This window comes from Shimia sp. Alg240-R146 (genome assembly GCF_947331465.1).
Classification (GTDB): domain Bacteria; phylum Pseudomonadota; class Alphaproteobacteria; order Rhodobacterales; family Rhodobacteraceae; genus Shimia.
Genome location: NZ_CAMZOK010000002.1, coordinates 539,708 through 556,092 on the forward strand (window position 1 = coordinate 539,708; position 16,385 = coordinate 556,092).

The window sequence follows — 16,385 nt, forward strand, 5'->3', positions numbered from 1 at the left end:
AGGCAGTCATGACCACTCGTCGTACCGTATTGAAAGGTCTTGCAGCCAGCGCGGCGGCGTCGCTTATGGGGCCGTCTCTTTTGTCTCGGTCGGCTTCGGCCGCCACCACATCTGCCGGAACATGGCGTCTGACCGGATCGCATTGGGGCGCTGTCGAGGCGCTTGTCAAAGGCGGTAAAGTCACCGAGGTGAAGCCATACAAGAATGACCCAAGCCCCACGGACATGGTCAATGGCATCAAAGGCGTGATCTATAACCCGTCGCGGATCAAATATCCGATGGCGCGGGCGGATTGGCTGGACAACCGCGAAAACGCGGATCGAACCACCCGAGGCGATAACCGTTTTGTGCGGGTCACTTGGGACGAGGCAATCGATCTGTTTTATGAAGAGTTGGAGCGTGTGCAGACAACTTACGGGCCTTCTGGCCTGTTTGCCGGAGCCACTGGGTGGCGCCAGACCGGCATGTTCCACACCTGCATCAACCACATGAACCGCGGTGTCAGCATGCACGGCAACTACGTGCGCAAGGTCGGGGATTACTCCACCGGCGCCGGGCAAACAATTTTGCCTTATGTTATTGGCAACACAGAAGTTTATTCGCAAGGCACAAGCTGGCCGGTCATTTTGGAAGATGCCGACACGGTTGTTCTTTGGGCGTCGGATCCGTTGAAGAACTTACAAGTTGGCTGGACCTGTGAAACCCACGAGTCTCTGCCGTATCTGGATGAGATGCGCGACAAGATTGCCGCTGGCGATTTGCGTGTCATTAGCGTGGATCCGGTGCGCACCAAGACGCAGAACCATACCGGAGCAGAGCACAAGTACATCAATCCGCAAACCGATGTGGCGTTTATGTTGGCGCTGGCTCACACGCTTTATAGCGAAGAGCTACACGACACAGAGTTCCTCGAGATCTACACGCTGGGTTTTGAACAGTTCATCAACTATGTGACCGGTCAAGGTGATGATGGGACCGAAAAGACGCCGGAATGGGCAGCGCCAATCTGCGGCATTTCCGCTGACGACATTCGCGACTTTGCCCGGCTTCTGGCTGGCGGGCGCACGCAGCTTCTTTTTGGCTGGGCGTTGCAGCGACAACAACATGGTGAGCAACCTTACTGGATGGGGACCATTCTGTCCGCAATGCTGGGGCAAGTGGGGCTACCGGGCGGTGGAGTGAGCTATTCGCATCACTACAGCGGAATTGGCGTGCCAGAGACCGGTGCCAATATGCCCGGTGCGTTTCCGCTCAATCTGGATCTGGGCAAGGTGCCGGAACACGACAGCGACGATTTCAAAGGCGCGAGCGGTGTGATCCCTGTGGCGCGTTGGATCGACATGTTGTTGGAGCCGGGTGGCCATGTGCAGCACAACGGTCACGATATCACCTATCCGGATGTGAAAATGTGTGTGTTTACAGGGTGCAACCCGTGGCACCACCATCAGGACCGCAACAAGATGCGCCGTGCCTGGACCAAGCTGGAAACCGTGGTGTCCATCGATTTTGCCTGGACCGCGACAAGTCGGCACTCTGATCTCGTGCTGCCTGCCTGCACCCAGTTTGAGCGCAACGACATTGACACATACGGCGGGTATTCCAACACCGGCGTGATCGCCATGCCCAAGTTGGTTGATCCGCTGTATCAGTCCAAAACTGACTTCGAGATCTTCACGATGCTCACGAAACGGTTCGGTCGGCACAATGAATACACCCGTGGCATGACCGAGATGCAGTGGGTGAAACAAAACTATGAAACCACGCGGTCTGCCAACGCGGGTCGGTTTGAAATGCCGCCGTTTGAGGAGTTCTGGGAACAGGGGCTGGTCACCTTTGAGCGCGGCGAAAACTGGGTGCGGCATGCGGATTTCCGCGCAGATCCGGAACTCAATGCCTTGGGAACCCCGTCTGGGTTTATCGAGATTTCCAGCCGCACCATTGAGAAGTTCGGTTATGACGATTGCGGCGCTCACCCCAAGTGGATGGAAAAGGTCGAACGCTCGCATGGCGGTCCGGTTTCGGACACATACCCACTTTGGATGCAAAGCAGCCACCCGGATCAACGGTTGCACTCGCAGATGTGTGAATCTGATGAATACCGCGCGACCTATGCGGTGCAGGGGCGGGAACCGGTCTGGATGAGCCCGCAGGACGCCGAAGCGCGTGGTCTTGTGGATGGGGATTTGGTCCGCGTTTATAATGATCGCGGTCAGTTGCTGGCAGGGGTGCGTGTGTCTGACAATTATGCGCCGGGCGTTGTGCGCATCCATGAAGGCGCATGGTATGGGCCTGAGGATGCCAGCATCGGCGCGTTGGACACGTATGGTGACCCCAACACACTGACGCTGGATGTAGGCACATCCAAGTTGGCGCAGGCGACGTCTGCCAATACCTGTCTTGTCGAAATTGAGAAATTCGAGGGCATTGCACCACGTGTGACCGCGTTTGGTGGGCCGGACGAAGTGACGCTCTGAATGAAGGACACGCCGCAAGACGGGATTTCTTTGTCGCATGCTGACGTGTGTCGTTGGTTGGCGCAGGTGTTTATGACCGAAGTGAACCAAGAGCAGCTGTCCGCATACTATGGTGGAGCGGCTGGCGCGTTTTTTGATGTGATGTCAGAGGTTTGCGATATCGACGGACAAAGGTCCGCGTTTGAGGACGCACTTGCCGAATTGCCAGCCCTGGACACCCCGCGGCTGTCGCTTGCGGCGGACTTCGCGGCAATGTTCCTATTGGGGGAGCGCACCAACGCCCAACCTTACGCCGGACTGTTTTCCGAAGGTACAGGAAAGGTTTTTGGCGCCACTCATGACCGCATGGTCGCTCGGTTTGCGGCGCGAGGTTTGGGCCAGTCGGTTCCCACCAATGAACCCGCTGACCATATTTCGTTCCTTCTGGAGTACACGTCGGTCCTACTGTCTGCACCTGATGATGGCCCGGAAACAACGCGGGACTTTTTGCATAGCGAGATCCTGCCGTGGTTTGATCGCTGGGCCGAGGCCGCTTGTCACGTGCCGGTCATGAGCGGATTTTATCCGGCAATCGTCAGAATCGCTAAAGTATACCTAGTGAGTTTGGCGAAGATGTGAGTCTTGATATTGTCAAATTTATTGCAATCACAGAGGCTTGCATGGTTTCTAAGGGATCTGATCTGGTGTCGACTAGTCGTGTTCCCTGTCGAGGACCGTAGCCGTGGCAGATCCGTGAAAATGAACGACCGGGGAAGGTCTGGTTTGTTCGAAGCGTTGTGCACGGCGGCTAACGCTGGTTTTTTGACTTGCAACTATTTCCAAATCAAGAAGTCACAGTTTACCAAATGGAAACAAATGCCTTAATTTTTCCTTAACGGGTATCTCACGATTGGTATACGCTCGTTTGTAAGGCGCCGCGTGAGTTGGCCCACCTTTGTTTGGCAGGTTTCCCGATACTGAATTGGGGAAAAAGTGTTACTGACATTGCTCTTGGCTTCTGCTGCTGGCTTGCTTGCCTTATCAGTCGAAACGACGAATGACGACGATCCGTCGGAACCGGCTACGAGTGGGCAGGATGGTGGTCCTTTGCAGGACGACAGCGCATCAGGCGCAGCGGTTGCTTCGACTGTGCCTGAGGACCAGACAATTGAAAGTCACGCGGTTCCGGCAGATGAGGCTGAAACGCCAGTCGAGCCAGACGCATCGCCGGCGGCAGATGTCGCCGCGCCTGCTTCACCCGATACGTCGGTTGCTGAGGCGCAGCCGGGTGAGGAAATAACCGGCGATGACAGCGACAATCAGCTAACTGGAAGCGGGTTGGACGATACGATTGATGGGCTTGGCGGTGATGACCGATTGGTCGGACTATCGGGTGACGACATCATGTCCGGCGATGAAGGTGCAGATACACTTTTGGGGGGCTTTGGCGTTGATGTCCTGTCCGGCGATGCGGGCAATGATCTGGTAAAGGGCGGCCTTGGAAATGATTTCCTGTTTGGAAATGAAGGGGATGACACGCTGGTTGGCAGCGGGGGCGACGACGTTCTGAGTGCGGGTAATGGGTCCGATCAGCTTGAAGGTGGCGCCGGAGCTGACATTCTGTTGTCGGTCGAAGCCGACGGTGCACAAGGTGCAGCTGATCAGTTATTCGGTGGGGCCGACAACGACAGGCTGATCGGCGACGACGGCGACACAATGACCGGTGGTGATGGCGTTGATCGGTTCGAGGTTGTGGTAGGCGTCGGTGCCGAACCGGTTGTGATTACTGATCTATCGCTATTTCACGGCGAGGGCGCTGAATTGCCTTCCGATCTCGTGAGCTTTCTGGACAGGGAAGGCCAACTTCTTACCCGTGAGCAATTGATTGAGGCCGGCGCTCGCTTGGAAGTAGCCGATACACCGGATGATACCAACGTGATTATGGGTGACCAGGTGGTGGCCACGATTCAAGGTTATACCGTTGAAGATTTATCCTCGGAAACCAATTGGTTGGGCAACCTGTCTCCTGCTCTAACGGGGCAGTTTGATGGTGATGATCTTCTAGCTGGCGATCTGTCTGGGGTGGCCGATGACCACATAGAAGGCGGCGCAGGGCAAGACACTGTGATTGGCGGTAATGGTGCGGACTATCTAGAGGGCAACTCTGGGGATGACCTTGTTATCGGTCTGGACGATCCTGAAATTGAAGGGGCCGCCTCCGATACGCTGATTGGTGGCGACGGGGACGACACGCTGCGAGGTGACGACGGCGATCTTGTGGCTGGTCTGGAAGGACGCGATACCTATGAAATCGTCGTGCCTCAGGACGGTGCCGATGCGCCGGTCGAGATTTACGGTTACGAGTTGCGTACCGAAAGCGGACACATCGAGGTGATTACCCTGCTGGGTGCGGATGGCGCACCATTGTCGGCGCAGGAAGTCGCAGATTCTGTTGTGGTTTATCAAAGCGAAGAGGGTGGAGAAGCCATTTTGGAACACAACGGCCAAATGGTGGCCGTGATCCATGGTGTGGATTCCCATTTGATGCAGGACCAATCCATATGGTTGGGAAATCTTGATCCCGATCCCGACGCGGTCGGCCCTGCCAGTGTATCAGTGACGTCCGGATCACTGACGATGACACTGGAGTCCGCACTAGGCACCGGCAACTTTGTGAATTCAGCCATGTTTGGGGCCAACGCGATCTACAGCGTGAACACCGAACTAGGTGTGCCGCTTGATAACTATGTCGCGGCCGTGGACGCTCTGGATGTTATGCACGTTCGGTTTCCGGCCGGGCAGGCCGATCCGGAAACACCCGAAGAGGAAGGCACCCGTTGGCTCAACGTCATGGAGCTGGAAGAGAACGAAGACGGCGAGATGGTCCTACGCGAAGAGGTTGTGTCGGCGTTGGACGCGGTCATTGCTGCCCATGAAAATGGCGCGGACGTGCGGCTTACCCTCAGTACACCGACCAAGGTTTTCACCGTTGAAGAATATGAAGCCATGTATGACGACATGGCACGTTTTGCGGAATTGATCGTGACGGAATATGGGGATGTCGTGGAAGCCTTTGAAATCGGTAATGAATACTGGATTCAAGGTGAAACGGCTTATGGCCAAAAGGCTGACATTGCTGCCCGCGCCTTTGCAGAAGGCATGGAGAATGCAGGCCTCGCCGAAGAAGACCAACCGTCAATCATTGTGCAAATGGGAACGCCAAACAATGGCTCTGAATTCCACACTTCCGTAGACGACCGGCCATTCGGGGCGCGTCGGGATGATGCAAATCAGCAAATCATTGATCAGCTTTCCGACGAGGCCCGTGAGGAAATCGATGGAGTGGTTGAGCACTACTATTACAACAAGCACGAAGATGAATTTACCGGAGATGGCAATGAGCGGGGGTTCATTGGGCATGACTACGAAATCTGGGATGAAAATTTCGACAAAGAATTGGATTTGCATGTCACTGAATGGAATATCCGCACCACAAATTATCCCCAAAACGGTATGCGTGCCGCTGGTATAATAGCTGAGCAATTTGAAAACATGATCGATATGGGGGCTGATGCGGCGCACGCCTGGCCGCCAGTCCATAACACCTCGACACATCACGCAGGCACCCGCACGGACATGCCAATTGTGGACGATGAAGATCGCGTTCTGAATTCGGTTCGTGGCGCCATCTTTGATGTCATGTCAACAGAACTTGTCGGGACAGAACTGATGGAAACGAGCTTTAGCAATGAAAGCGGGCAAGTTGAAATTCAGACATATATCAACGAAGACAAAGTGGTGTTCCAAGTCGTGTCACGAGCAGACGAGGTACTGAACTTGGATTTGGATTTCTCGGCTTTGGTTGGAGACTATGACGAAGCCTACGCCATGCGGATTGGCTATGACACTTCGGCAAGCAGCTCGGACGGCGTGTTCCGCAACGGCGATGGGGACATCGAGCAAGCAGAATACACGATCGTCGATGGTGAACGCTATTACTTCAATGAATTTGATACCTTGGCGACCATTACGGATGAGGAAGTCGACGGCAACGAAGTGGACGTGAGGCTAAAGCCTTATGAAGTGATTCAAATCACCTACCTGTTTGGTGATGAGGGGCCAAACGACACTCCGGGCTCTGTTGTGCAAGGAACCGACGAGGCTGAGTTGATCTTGGGCACCCCAGGCAACGACCAGATCGAGGGGCTGGGCGGTGACGATACAATTGAGAGCCTGGATGGCAGCGACACGTTGTATGGCAACCTTGGAAACGACAGTTTGGAGGGCAGCCTAGGGGATGACTATGTCCGCGGAAATGAGGGTGATGACGCCATTTATGGATTTGGCGGCGATGATGACATGAAGGGTGGCGATGGGAACGACTCCATTTCCGGCAATCAGGGTAATGACACGTTGTCCGGCAGCAAGGGTGATGATCTTTTGCGTGGCGGTGACGGGGACGATACTATCAACGGCGGTGTGGGCACCGATACTTTGGCGGGTGGCGAAGGTCGAGACACGCTTACGGGCTGGGCTGGCACCGACATCTTCCGGTTTTCCGGTGAGGACATGGCGGTTGGCGATCTGATCACCGACTTTGAGGTTGGATCTGACGTGATCGAGCTGGACTATGAAGACATTTCCTCGGTCGCTGATCTGTCGATCAATGAGGTTGATGGTGGTGTTGTTGTGCATGTGGGCGACCACGGCAGCCTTTATCTGGCAGGCAGCATGACTGCAGCGGAGGTCCGGTTGGCGTCCAACTTTGTCTTTGTATAGCGCCGCATTGAACGGCCGGGGTTTTCACTTGCACCTTTGCGCCTACTCATGTGGACTGACCTAGACACACACTGTTTAGGAGCGCCCCTTTGACGACCTTACTGTTTGACCCATTGCCCGTATTTTCGGTGCCGGTGACCGGCACGGACACGGCCATTCCTGTGTCGCGCATTTTCTGCGTTGGCCGGAACTATGCGGCCCACGCGGCGGAAATGGGCGGCGAGGTCGACCGTGAGGCGCCTTGGTATTTCACAAAGTCCGTGGCGCATGCCGTGTTGAGTGGCGCCAAAGTCCCTTTTCCGTCTGGTACCCAAAATTACCACCACGAAATGGAACTGGCCTTTGCAATTGGGACCTCCGTTTCGGAAGCAACAGAAGCAGACGCAAAGGCCGCCATTTTTGCCTATGGATGCGCGCTGGATATGACTCGCCGAGATCGACAGCAAGATGGCAAAGATCACCGACGCCCTTGGAGCCTTGGCAAAGATGTTGAAAACTCAGCTGTTTTTTCTGCGATGACCTTGGCCACAGACTTCGGGACCCCATCCGATCAACGGATACATCTCGAAGTGGATGGCGAGAGCCGGCAGGACGCGTCGTTGGCCGAAATGATTTGGAGCCCCGTGGAAATTGTTAGGCATCTGTCTCGGTTCTATGCTCTGCATCCAGGTGACGTGATTATGACGGGCACACCTGCCGGTGTTGGGGCGGTGTCACCCGGACAATCGATCACGGGTGGCATCGAAGGATTGGACCCCATTTCCTTGACGCTTGAAATAGTCGACTGAACGATCATTCATTTTGGCCTTGCCAGCCACCGGTTTGCCGTGCAGTTTGGGCCGGACCAAAGCGACAGGGAGCGCATGCGATGGGGATCAAGTTCTTTTCAGACAAGTCGCGGCCCGTCCATTTGGGACCATACCCGCTTGAGCGTTTGGCGCGCGGGACGCTGCCGGATTTGGCACAGGTGCCGCACGACACTGTGTTGAGTTTTTCCCGCCCCGAGCAGCCCGAGAGCATTGTGAACGCGATGGGTGAGTTTCAGGCGATGATGGACGCGTTGCGAGACGGGTTCGTAAACGGCGTGCAATCAGATGTGCCGGCGGACCTGCAAGAGCGCACCAACCATCTAAAGGCCTTTGGGTATTTCAACGACACCTCCATGGTTGGTGTAGGACCTGTTACGGCGGAGTCCGTGCTCGCTGAGCCGCGTCGAAATCCGGAAATTGACCGGCTGTCAGATGCGCTAAAAACGCGTCAAACCAAGACCTTGGCTTCCGGTATTGATCTGATTATGGCGGACCTAAAGGACAGTATGCAGGCGCCGCCCTCTGGCATCGAAGGACAGGGCAATGCGCTTGTCTTCCTTATCGAGCACATGCGTGACCCTGAGCGCGGAGAGCCCGGTAGCGACTGGATTTTGGATGCGCAAGATCACCGCGCCTGTCTTCGTGCCTCTGAGACTGCGATTGTTATTGCCAACTATATTCGTCTGCTTGGATGGAATGCCAAAGCACATACGGCAACTTCTACCGATGTGGATTTGGGGCGGCTGGGTGTGGCGGCGGGACTGCTGAGCAATGAGGACGACCTTTTGGTGGCGCCTTGGTTGGGCACACGATACGGCTTGGCTGTCGTGACCACGGACATGGATTTGGCACATGACAAACCCTTGGCACCAATGGCACAGCAGCCGTGGTTTCACACTCAGGGACCGGCGTGGTGGTTGGGGAAGGGCTTTGCGAAGTCCAGCTTGAACCGCGATCCGTTTCGCAACCGTGACTACGTCACTGGGGCGCATCCGTTTGAACGTCTGAAACGCGTGGAATCCCCGACGACCTTTATTGACGAGGCCCGCGTGGCAAGGGTGCCGAAGCGGGCGGACATGTTTGCCCGAGCGCAGTTTGGCGACATGGGCAAAACGCTGCAAAATGGTGCCAAAGGCGGACACTATGCCCGCAAAGCCGCACCAAGTATGGCGCAGCGCCGGGCGCTTGGCGCGTTTGTCTTGTTGCAAGATGGCGAGAGTTCTGTCGCTGAAAAGCCAACAAATTCAGAACGTAACGCGGCGAACGTAAAGGCCGCCAGCTATTTCCTTGGGGTTGACGCTGTTGGTACAAGCCGCTGTCCTGAGTGGGCTTGGTACAGCCACGATGCCACCGGAGAGCCGATCACACCGCCACATGATCAAGCGGTCAGCATGATTGTTGATCAAGGCTATGAAACCATGGAAGGCGCGAGTGGTGACGACTGGATCAGTGTGGCGCAATCAATGCGGGCATATTTGCGGTTCTCTTTGTTGGGCGGCGTGATCGCGCAACAAATCCGAAATGTCGGTTACAAAGCTAAAGCCCACACGGTGATGGATGGTGAGGTTTTGCAGCCGCCGTTGTTGTTGTTGTCTGGTCTGGGCGAAGTGAGCCGCATTGGCGAAGTGATCCTCAATCCATACCTTGGACCACGTCTGAAATCTGGTGCTGTGACCACGGACATGCCGATGGATCACGATCAACCCATTGATTTCGGGCTGCAAAAATTCTGCGAGAGCTGCAACAAATGTGCGCGGGAATGCCCGTCAGGCGCCATCACTGCTGGCCCAAAACGCATGTTCAACGGCTATGAAATCTGGAAGTCGGACAGCCAAAAATGCGCCACGTATCGTATCACCACACCGGGCGGCGCGATGTGCGGGCGGTGCATGAAAACCTGCCCGTGGAACCTTGAAGGCCTGTTTGCAGAGGCACCTTTCCGTTGGGCCGCAAGCAATTTTCCCAGTCTCGCCAAGCCTTTGGCCAAACTTGACGACGCTGTTGGCAACGGCGGACTGAATGACGTCAAGAAGTGGTGGTGGGATTTAGAGCTTGAGGATGATGGTGCGTATCGACCCGCGAAGGCCCCTCTGAACCGCCGTGATTTGCAGGTCGATCTGGACCTGAAATATGAGGACCAGACGCTTGCAGTCTATCCGGCGCCGCTTGCGCCGCATCCTTGGCCTTATCCGTTTCCGATGGATCGAGAGGCAGGGATTCAGGCATATGAATCAATGGTTTCTGCCGAGGACTACAAATCACGGATAGCTGATGGAGACATGTCGGTCGTGCATCAGTATCGCGTGCCTTCGGTGGCAGATGCGCCGGTGGTGCGGGTGGAAATCAGTGCGGTTGAGGCCATGACATCTGATGTCAGCAAATATGAATTCCGCAGTTTGGATGGCGCGGACTTGCCGCCGTGGACGGCAGGGGCGCATTTGGATGTGTTGGTCGCGCCGGAGTTTTTGCGCCAATACAGTATGTCGGGCGATCCTGAGGATCGGAGCAAATACCAGATTGGCGTCTTGCGAGAAGATGAGGGACGGGGCGGAAGTGCTTTTCTTCACAGGATTTTTTCCGAAGGTCGCAAGGTGTTTGTGTCCAAACCGATCAACCATTTCGAGCTGAATGAAACCGCAACCAAAACGTTTTTGATGGGCGGCGGAATTGGCATCACGCCAATGATTGCCTTTGCCCACCGGCTGCATGATTTGGGTGCAGATTTCGAATTGCACTATTCCGCCAGTCGTAAGGATGGCGCTGGATATGTCAACGATCTCAAAGAGATGGAGTGGTCAGACAGGGTTACCTTCCACTTCTCGGATGAAGGCACTCGAGCCGATCTGGATCAAGTGTTGAACGGATTTCAGGAAGGTTGGCATGTCTACACCTGCGGACCGGACCGGTTCATGGAGGGCGTTATGTCTGCGGCCGAGCGTCAGGGGTTCCCGGAAGACGCGCGGCATCTGGAGTATTTCAGCGTTCCGGAACAGCCGGACTATGAAAATTTCGATTTCAAAATGAAGTTGAAGGACGGTCGAGAACTGCTTGTTCCTGCTGATAAAATTGCGACCGATGTTCTGCTTGAGAACGGTGTTCACGTCGATGTCAAATGCAGCGACGGAATCTGCGGTGTTTGCAAATGCGGGCTGGTGTCTGGCGAGGTGGAGCATCGAGATTTTGTGCTGTCCAACAAGCAGCGTGAGACGTCTGTGATCTTGTGTCAGAGCCGCGCCAAAGAAGACGGTGGTGTGATCGAGATCGATCTGTAGCCCCCGAAATCGGGTTTCGGTATTGCGTCGGTATCGCGGCTGTATTGCATCCGTGTGATGTTGGGGCCTAGTGGAGGCCGCTTTGTCCGATTTCTAGGAGAGCACTGATGATGAGATCGGCGGCCACAGAGGCGAGGATCATCCCCATAACACGGCTAACGATTGCCGCGCCGGAATTACCAATCAGCCGAATGATGGGACCGGCCGCCAGCATACAGAGATATGCAATCAGCACTACCAGCAGCATCACTCCGGCTGTGATCGCCTGATCAACGGCTGCAAATTCGTTGTTGTCGGTCAGCAGCACAATGGCCAGCATGGCACCGGGGGAAGCCAGAGACGGCACCGCTAAGGGAAAGACAGCCGGAGACGGTCGTTGGTCAAGGTCCGCGTCCGCATCGGTGGTGTGAATGTCGGCGTCCTGTTTTGCTTCGCCAAAAATCATCGTCAAAGCGAAGATGAACAAGATGATCCCGCCAGCGGTCTGGAACGACAATAGGCTGATGCCCAGTGCGTCAATCAGAAGCTGTCCAAACAACAGGAAGAACAGCAACACCCCAGCGGCAATACTTGCAGCGAGCAATGCTGTCTTGCGCCGCTCGGGCGCGGTCATGGCGGCGGTTACGGCGATAAACACCGGCACAGTTCCAATTGGGTCGATCACAACCCATAGGGTGACAAAACGGTCTAGCAAATCCATGAGATGACTTGACCATGTTTGCGCGGGCAGGTCACGCAAAACCGTCGGCAAAAAAATGGACGCGCGAAGAGACGCCGGTCAGTTGGTTACCAAGCGGCGGGTTTCGCCAGCAATGATGCCTTCTTCGTCGGTGGGGATGACATGGGCAGCAAGTCGGCTGCCTTCGCAGGTGATGCGGCTGTTGCCAGCGGCGTTGGCAGTGTTGTCGATTTCCGCGCCCATCCAGACGCAGCCCTGAAGGATTCGGGCCCGCACGGCGGCGGAGTTCTCGCCAATACCACCGGTGAAAACCAACGCATCCAGACCACCCAGAGTGGCCGCCAACGCGCCGATTTTCTTTATTGCCTGATAGGCGAACAGGTCGACGGCTTCGGCTGCCATCGGACTGTCGGAACTCAGAAGGTCGCGCATGTCCGAACTGATGCCGGAAACACCCAGAAGGCCGGACTTGCTGCCCAGAGTGTCCTCGATTTCGGCGACGGACATGCCGCGATCACGCAGCATGTGGAAGATCACGCCGGGGTCGAGTTCGCCACAGCGTCGGCCCATTACAAGACCATCAAGCGCGGTGTAGCCCATGGTTGTCGCGACCGATTGCATATTTTGCATGGCGCACATTGAGGCGCCGTTGCCGAGGTGGGCAACAATCACGCGGCCATTTGGGCGGTCGAGATGGTGGGGCAGTTGGGTGGAAATATAGTGATAGCTGAGGCCGTGAAACCCGTAGCGCAGCACGCCATCGTCGGAAAATTCCCGAGGGATGGCAAAGAGTTGCGCGATGCGTGGTTGGGTGCGGTGAAAGGCAGTGTCAAAGCAGGCGACCTGAGGAATGTCGGGCCAGCGGCGTGCGACGGCGCGGATGCCTGCAAGGTTGTGCGGCTGGTGTGCGGGCGCGAGCGGCGCCAAAGTTTCGAGCTTGGCAATCACGTCGTCTGTGACGCGGGCGGGGGCCGCAAAATCACGTCCGCCGTGCACCACGCGGTGGCCTGCGCCCACGATACGCAGCGCGTCACTTAGGCTTGCGATGTGGTTGAGCAGCCAGTCCAGAACTTCGGCGTGGGTTGCATCAGGCGCAACCGGCAAATCAATTGAAGCGGCACCTCCGTGATAGGCGGGGCCGATGCCAATGCGGTCGACCTGTCCGTGCAGATGCTGTGTCAGGTCGGTGCCGTAGACGGCGTATTTGATCGACGACGATCCGGCGTTCAGAACGAGATAGGCGTCTTGTTTCTGCGCGCTCACATCACGCCCTTTCCAAGGTTGTGGTGCACCATGAGCTGCGCCAAGGCGGCGGAGACCAAGCGGGACAGTGTGCCGTCTGCACGGCTGGTCAGCATGATCGGCACGCGCGCACCCAACACCAGACCGGCGCTGTCGGCACCGGCGAGATACATCAGCTGTTTCGCGATCATATTGCCGGCCTCAAGGTCGGGCGCGACAAGTATGTCTGCATCCCCCGGGACGTCGGACACCACACCTTTAGTCTTTGCGGCTTCGGCCGAGATGGCGTTGTCAAAGGCCAGCGGACCTTCGAGGATGCCGCCGGTGATCTGGCCACGGTCCGCCATTTTGCAGAGCGCGGCGGCCTCAAGCGTGGAGGGAATCTTAGGGTAGATGGTTTCCAGCGCCGACAGGATCGCCACTTTTGGGATGACGACGCCAAGCGCTTGGGCCAGACCAATGGCGTTTTGCACAATGTCGGCTTTGACCATCAGGTCGGGAAAGATGTTGATCGCCGCGTCAGTGATCAACAGCGGTTTCGGGTAGGTCGGCACATCCAGAACAAAGACGTGGCTCATGCGGCGTGCGGTGCGCAGGCCTGTGGTTTTGTCGACCACGGCGCCCATGACCTCGTCAGTGTGCAGCGCACCCTTCATCAGAGCTTGCGCGCGGCCCTCGCGCACCAAACGCACCGAGGTCTCGGCGCTTTCGTGACTGTGGCCGGTGTCGACAATCTCAAGCCCTGCGATATCCAGACCTGCGTCTTTGGCGGCATCTTCGATGCGGGCCGTCGGGCCAACAAGGATCGGGGTAATCAGCGTGTGATCGCGCGCGGCGAGTGCGCCTTCGATCGAGGCCGCGTCACAGGGGTGCACAATCGCCGTAGTGATCGGATCAAGTGGCGCTGTGGCTTTGAGCATGGCGTCAAAGCTGTTCTGGTGGGGGGCGTTCGGGTCCAAGGGATTCTCCACAACTGAATGTCTTATGGTCAATAGCCGCATTGGTTTGCAGAAATGCAAAAACTTGCGGGATGGGCGCAGTTTTGCCGTGCAGGAGCTATCTGGCAAGGGTGCCTGAAGGAAAGGGGGCGAAGAAGGCCCCACATGCGTTAAATGCCCTGCGCGAAGGTGCCATAGTCGCGTTGTGCAAAAATAAGCGGCGCCCCGGTGTTGAGCAGCACGTGGGTCACGTTGCCGACCATGATGACATGATCGCCCGCGTCATGGGTCGCGGCGGTGCTACATTCAAAACGGGCAAGACAATCGTCAAAGATCGGCGCGCCGTTTGCGCCATCTTGGCGATCAATAAGGTCAAAGGCATCGGCGCGACGGGCAAATTCCAGCGCCAGCGCGTGCTGGTCATGGCGCAGCACGTGAATGGCGTAGTGCTGCGCAGGAGCAAAAGCTTCGAACCGGTCAGAAGTTTTGGCAGGGCACCAGAGCACCATCGGTGGCTCAAGCGAGACAGAGGCAAAGGAATTGGCGGTCATTCCGACGGGGCCGATGTCTGTCAGGGTAGTGATGACGGTCACACCCGTTGAAAAGCTGCCCAACGCATTGCGATAGGGGCGCTGATTTTCGGGGGTGGGTTCAAAAACCTCTGAAATGATGTCCATCGACGGCCTGCTGTTTGCCTGTATGCGCTTTGGGGCAGCATTGGAGGGAAATGGTGTCTGTTGCAAGAGGGTGCGCAAAATTCCCGCGGGGGTGCGGGATTTGTGCATGCGCCTGCGACGTGCGGGTCAGTTCAGATCTTCGAGCAGGCGACCGTGTTTCTGGCACTGTTCGATCACCTTTTGCAGGGTGTCAAAGCCGCGTGATTTCAGCATCGGCACCATGCGACACAGCACCTCGGCTGTGGCTTGGGCGTCGCCAAGTGCGGTGTGGCGTAGATGGGTCGGGATGGCCACCGCCAGCCGTTCGCACAACGCGTCGAGCGTGTGGCTTTCGGTGGTGCCAAACAACACGGCAGAGAGCAGCACTGTGTCAAGGATCGGGTGTTTCCATGCGAGATCAAAATCTTTGGCGCGGCGGTGCAGGAAGGCCATGTCAAACGGGGCGTTGTGGGCGACGATCACAGCGTCGCGCGCGAAGTGATTGAACTCGGTGGCGACCGGTTGCAGGGGCGGGGCGTCTGCAACCATGGCGTCGGTGATGTGGTGTACTTTGGTCGACGCCGGCGGGATTGGGCGGCCGGGGTTCACAAAGCGGTTAATCTCTTCGCCCGGAACGATCTCGCCGCGCAGAACGCGCACGGCGCCGAGTTGTATGATCTCATCCTTGTGCGGCAGAAGCCCCGTGGTTTCGCTGTCAAAGACCACAAACGGCACGCGATCCAGCGGAAGTTGCATCAAATCGGATGGGCCGGAAGCGGTCAGAAGGTCAAAATCATAGGTCAACGGGCGGGCGGCCTCAGGTGAGAGGTGGCTGTGCGCCTCGTCAATCAGCATCATATAGCCGCGCGCAGCGCCCAGCGGTTTTAGGCGGGCGGCAAAACTGACGGCTCCTTTGGGGCAGGTGGCTTCAAACGCGGTTTCGCGGTCTGTCTTGCCAAGCTCGTCGTGCGCTGCCAGCAGCGTGGCCTTGTCGAAATATTCAAAGATCGAGGCGTTCAGGCGCGGCGGGGCGATTTGGGCCAGCGCGGTTGCGGCCTGACCATCATAAAGCACGATGCGGTGGCTTGGGCCGATCAGCACGATGGCGAGGGGAATTTCTGACAGCAGCGCGGTCAGGCGGTTTTTCTCGTCTGCCAGAGTTTCCGTTTCCAGCGCCACCAACTCGGCGGCATCCAGCGTGCTGGTGTCGAGCTGTGTGGTCACCGCATCAGCCGCCGGAGCCAGATCACCAAGATAGCGTGCCGCGTGGGTGTCCAGCGGCGTGGCCACGCCGGCATGGGCGCGCACCCGCAGTGTGGCGGCGAGTTTCTCGATCGGTTTGGCGACGTTTTCGTCAAACAGGAACCAGACAGCGGTGGCGAGACCCAAAAGGCCAAATCCTGCGATCACAGCCGCCAGCGTGAAGCCTGATGACACCCCATCGACCAAAGCGCTGCGATAGCCCACGACCAGAGCCAACGCCACGATGGCCATGCCGCCAAGTGCCAAGAGCACAAAGAAAAGCAGGATACGCAGGCGCAGGCTGAGGTGTGTCAT

10 protein-coding genes are annotated in these 16,385 nt (G+C 56.9%); 5 read left to right on the forward strand and 5 right to left on the reverse strand.

Translation table 11 applies throughout. The features are described from left to right. Nucleotides 1-8: 8 nt before the first annotated feature. The 5 genes from torA (at nucleotide 9) to PG871_RS11945 (ending at nucleotide 11,313) form a co-directional block, all read left to right on the forward strand. Entirely contained in the window at nucleotides 9-2,474 is a 2,466-nt protein-coding gene (gene torA / locus PG871_RS11925) for a trimethylamine-N-oxide reductase TorA (RefSeq protein ID WP_270729594.1), read from the forward strand. Then, nucleotides 2,475-3,092 carry a molecular chaperone TorD family protein gene (locus tag PG871_RS11930; protein ID WP_270729595.1) on the forward strand — a complete coding sequence of 206 codons (618 nt, stop codon included), beginning with the start codon at nucleotides 2,475-2,477 and terminating at the stop codon, nucleotides 3,090-3,092. Between the two features lie 354 nt (nucleotides 3,093-3,446). Next, entirely contained in the window at nucleotides 3,447-7,232 is a 3,786-nt protein-coding gene (locus PG871_RS11935; protein ID WP_270729596.1) for a calcium-binding protein, read from the forward strand. 89 nt (nucleotides 7,233-7,321) lie between these two features. Further along, nucleotides 7,322-8,020, forward strand: coding sequence for a fumarylacetoacetate hydrolase family protein (locus tag PG871_RS11940; RefSeq protein ID WP_270729598.1), 699 nt, complete (start codon nucleotides 7,322-7,324; stop codon nucleotides 8,018-8,020). Between the two features lie 80 nt (nucleotides 8,021-8,100). Next, on the forward strand, nucleotides 8,101-11,313 hold the full coding sequence (locus PG871_RS11945) for a 2Fe-2S iron-sulfur cluster-binding protein (protein WP_270729599.1): 3,213 nt from the start codon (nucleotides 8,101-8,103) through the stop codon (nucleotides 11,311-11,313). Nucleotides 11,314-11,380: 67 nt separating this feature from the next. Here PG871_RS11945 and PG871_RS11950 read toward each other — a convergent pair whose 3' ends face one another. The 5 genes from PG871_RS11950 to PG871_RS11970 all read right to left on the reverse strand — a co-directional run bounded on the left by PG871_RS11950 (nucleotide 11,381) and on the right by PG871_RS11970 (nucleotide 16,385). Then, nucleotides 11,381-12,013: a MarC family protein gene (locus PG871_RS11950; RefSeq protein ID WP_270729600.1), complete on the reverse strand. Its 633-nt coding sequence runs from the start codon at nucleotides 12,011-12,013 to the stop codon at nucleotides 11,381-11,383. Between the two features lie 78 nt (nucleotides 12,014-12,091). Then, a complete protein-coding gene (locus tag PG871_RS11955; RefSeq protein ID WP_270729602.1) occupies nucleotides 12,092-13,255 on the reverse strand; it encodes an acetate/propionate family kinase in 1,164 nt (387 codons plus the stop codon). Next, nucleotides 13,252-14,193, reverse strand: a complete 942-nt coding sequence (locus PG871_RS11960) for a bifunctional enoyl-CoA hydratase/phosphate acetyltransferase (protein ID WP_270729604.1) — start codon at nucleotides 14,191-14,193, stop codon at nucleotides 13,252-13,254. Before PG871_RS11960 ends, PG871_RS11955 begins: the two co-directional genes overlap by 4 nt. A 149-nt stretch (nucleotides 14,194-14,342) precedes the next feature. Beyond that, the gene (locus PG871_RS11965; RefSeq protein WP_270729606.1) at nucleotides 14,343-14,849 is read right to left on the reverse strand and encodes a flavin reductase family protein; all 507 of its coding nucleotides are present in this window, start codon (nucleotides 14,847-14,849) and stop codon (nucleotides 14,343-14,345) included. A gap of 126 nt (nucleotides 14,850-14,975) precedes the next feature. Next, nucleotides 14,976-16,385: a 3'-5' exonuclease gene (locus PG871_RS11970; protein ID WP_270729608.1), complete on the reverse strand. Its 1,410-nt coding sequence runs from the start codon at nucleotides 16,383-16,385 to the stop codon at nucleotides 14,976-14,978.